Source organism: Caballeronia terrestris, assembly GCF_001544515.1.
Lineage (GTDB): Bacteria > Pseudomonadota > Gammaproteobacteria > Burkholderiales > Burkholderiaceae > Caballeronia > Caballeronia terrestris.
In genome coordinates, this window is the sequence record NZ_FCOL02000291.1 from 1 (window position 1) to 2198 (window position 2198).

The 2198-nt window shown below is 62.5% G+C and carries 3 protein-coding genes and 1 pseudogene; 1 reads left to right on the plus strand and 3 read right to left on the minus strand.

Annotation, left to right across the window (positions count from 1 at the left end):
• Positions 1–420, plus strand: a pseudogene (gene aroE / locus AWB67_RS36665) (shikimate dehydrogenase); the annotation flags it as partial.
• A gap of 357 nt (positions 421–777) precedes the next feature.
• Here the strand turns inward: aroE and AWB67_RS36670 are convergent.
• From AWB67_RS36670 to AWB67_RS36675, 3 genes are all read right to left on the minus strand, one after another.
• The gene (locus tag AWB67_RS36670) at positions 778–975 is read right to left on the minus strand and encodes an ABC transporter substrate-binding protein (RefSeq protein WP_235025577.1); all 198 of its coding nucleotides are present in this window, start codon (positions 973–975) and stop codon (positions 778–780) included.
• 2 nt (positions 976–977) lie between these two features.
• On the minus strand, positions 978–1148 hold the full coding sequence (locus AWB67_RS41635) for a hypothetical protein (RefSeq protein WP_200822408.1): 171 nt from the start codon (positions 1146–1148) through the stop codon (positions 978–980).
• Positions 1149–1166: 18 nt separating this feature from the next.
• The coding region (locus tag AWB67_RS36675) for an extracellular solute-binding protein (protein ID WP_087660722.1) at positions 1167–2198 on the minus strand (1032 nt) is incomplete at its 5' end.

Below are 2198 nucleotides of genomic sequence, written 5' to 3' on the forward strand. Positions count from 1 at the left end.
TTGCTGCCATTCCTGGCGGCGGGGCCGGTGGAAATGGTCATCGTCAATCGCGACGTCGAGAAAGCGAAGGCGCTTGCAGTCAAGGTCGGCGGACGTGGCGCCCTACTCGCCTGCGCATACGGGGATCTCGAAGCGATGGGACGCTTCGATCTGGTGGTCAACGCGACCTCGGCCAGTCTAACCGGCGGGCTGCCACCGGTTCCGCCGAGCGTGTTCAGCCCGGAAGGAGCGGCCTATGAACTCGCTTACGGTAAGCGATTGACGCCCTTCCTGCGGCTGGCGCGCAATGCAGGCGTGCGCATCATCGCGGACGGCGTGGGCATGCTGGTGGAACAGGCAGCGGAAGCCTTCGACTGGTGGCGCGGCGTGCGGCCCGAGACGCGGACCGTGATCGATCGGCTAACCGTGCCGCTGGATTAAACGCGCAATGGAGCCATGGATGGGGAAGATACTGATGCTTCACGGTAGCGACCTCAAAATGCGTCGCAGTCTGGGCGCGCGCAGGCATCGATAGCGGTTTGCCTCGGCATGAAGCACCTGCGATCTATGGATCTTGCTATCTCGATAGGCAATATTCACCTCTACAGTTTCCCGCTTACCTTATTCATGTTTCGACGCCCAGCCAGGCTTATCTCTATCTTCTTGGCCGGCTGTTGGTCTTCTGCGCAAAACCGCGCGTCGAAATATGTATTGCGGCACAGAGAGATTACCGATCGTCCGGATGGTGCGCGCGCCGGTGGTGAGTTCGGTATCCGCATAGCGGGGGTCGGGCACCGCTCAGGCGTCGATGAAGCCCCGCTCGAAGGCCGAACGCGCATCGCCGTATGAAAGATAAGCGAACTGCGTCGACTCCGGATCCATGTGCGCATCCTGCATCGCCTTGAGCACGAACAGATGACCTTGCGAGCCCTTCGCGAAAGCGATCTTTTTGCCCTTCAGATCCCGCAATTCCCTGACCGGAGAGTCCTTCGGCACGACTATCGCTTGAGCAGGCCCGCGTCGCGCAGCGTGCCGATGTTCTCGTGCGGATACTTTCCGGCCGCGTCCACTTGCGCGGCGCGCTCCCTGCGAATCGGCGCGGCGTCCGCGAGCTCGCGCCGCAATTGTGAAGCGGCGTCGGGAAAGATCGCAGTATCGATTCGACTCATGATGGTTTCTCCGCCGCGTTACTTGCCCGACACGATGGTTCGGTTCCACAAGTCCCGTGCGCGTTCGTGCGCCGCCCAGAATTTGTCCCAGTTCGGGTGATAGAGGCTCTTCGTCTGCTCCGGCGTGTAGATGAGCTTCGCGGCGAGCCGGGGATCGGCACTGATGACGGGCGCGAGCAACCGGTTGATCGGGCCATAATAGAAATCGGTCGCGTTGCCGAGTTGGTAGAGCGCACCGTAGATCTCATTGACGAATTGCACGGCGAGTTCCGGATGCGGCGTGCCCTTGACGATGTCCGCCGTCGAGGGAAACGCGATCGAGCCTTCCTTCGGACGCGCCGCGCGCGCGGGTTTGTAGGCATCCTGAAGCGCCCAGGCGCGGCCATCGGCGATCACGGTAAGCCAGATGTCGCCCGACTTGGTGAGTTGTTCCGCCTGCTGCGAGGTCTGCCAGAACGTGCGCGCATTCACCTTCGAGATCTCGGCGACGGCCTTGTCGAGATTCCCCTCGTCGCCGCCCAGCAGGCGTGACGTCTGGATCAGGAGCGCGCGCCCCGCCATGAAGGGAAACTCGACGTGGACCATGCCGATCAGCGCGCCCCCGTAGTTGAAGATCCACTGCACGGGTTCTTTCACGAGTCCTGCATCGAGCAGCAGCACATTGAGCAGGCCATGTTCCGTCAGCACCGGGATCCAGCCGAAATTGCGGATCACGGCGCTGATGAGGAGCGGCAGCACCGTCACGAACAGGAGCGGCGTACGCCAGCGTGAGCGCGTGCGAGCGAGGTAGTAGCTGAATGGAAATCCGAATATCGCGCAGATGGCCGCCGTCAGCGCGCCGAAGCCCAGCGTATCGAGCAGGATCTGCAGGTAGTACGTGTCGGAGACGAAGCGCACGTAGTTGACGAAGCTCCAACCGTCGTCGACTCGGCCCATCGCACCGCCCGCATGCAATGATAGGACGAGCAGGTAACCGATCGGGGCGACGAAGCAGACGCCGAGAAATGCGAGTCCCGGCAGAGCGAGCGCGCCGTACGCCCCGCCCGGCGA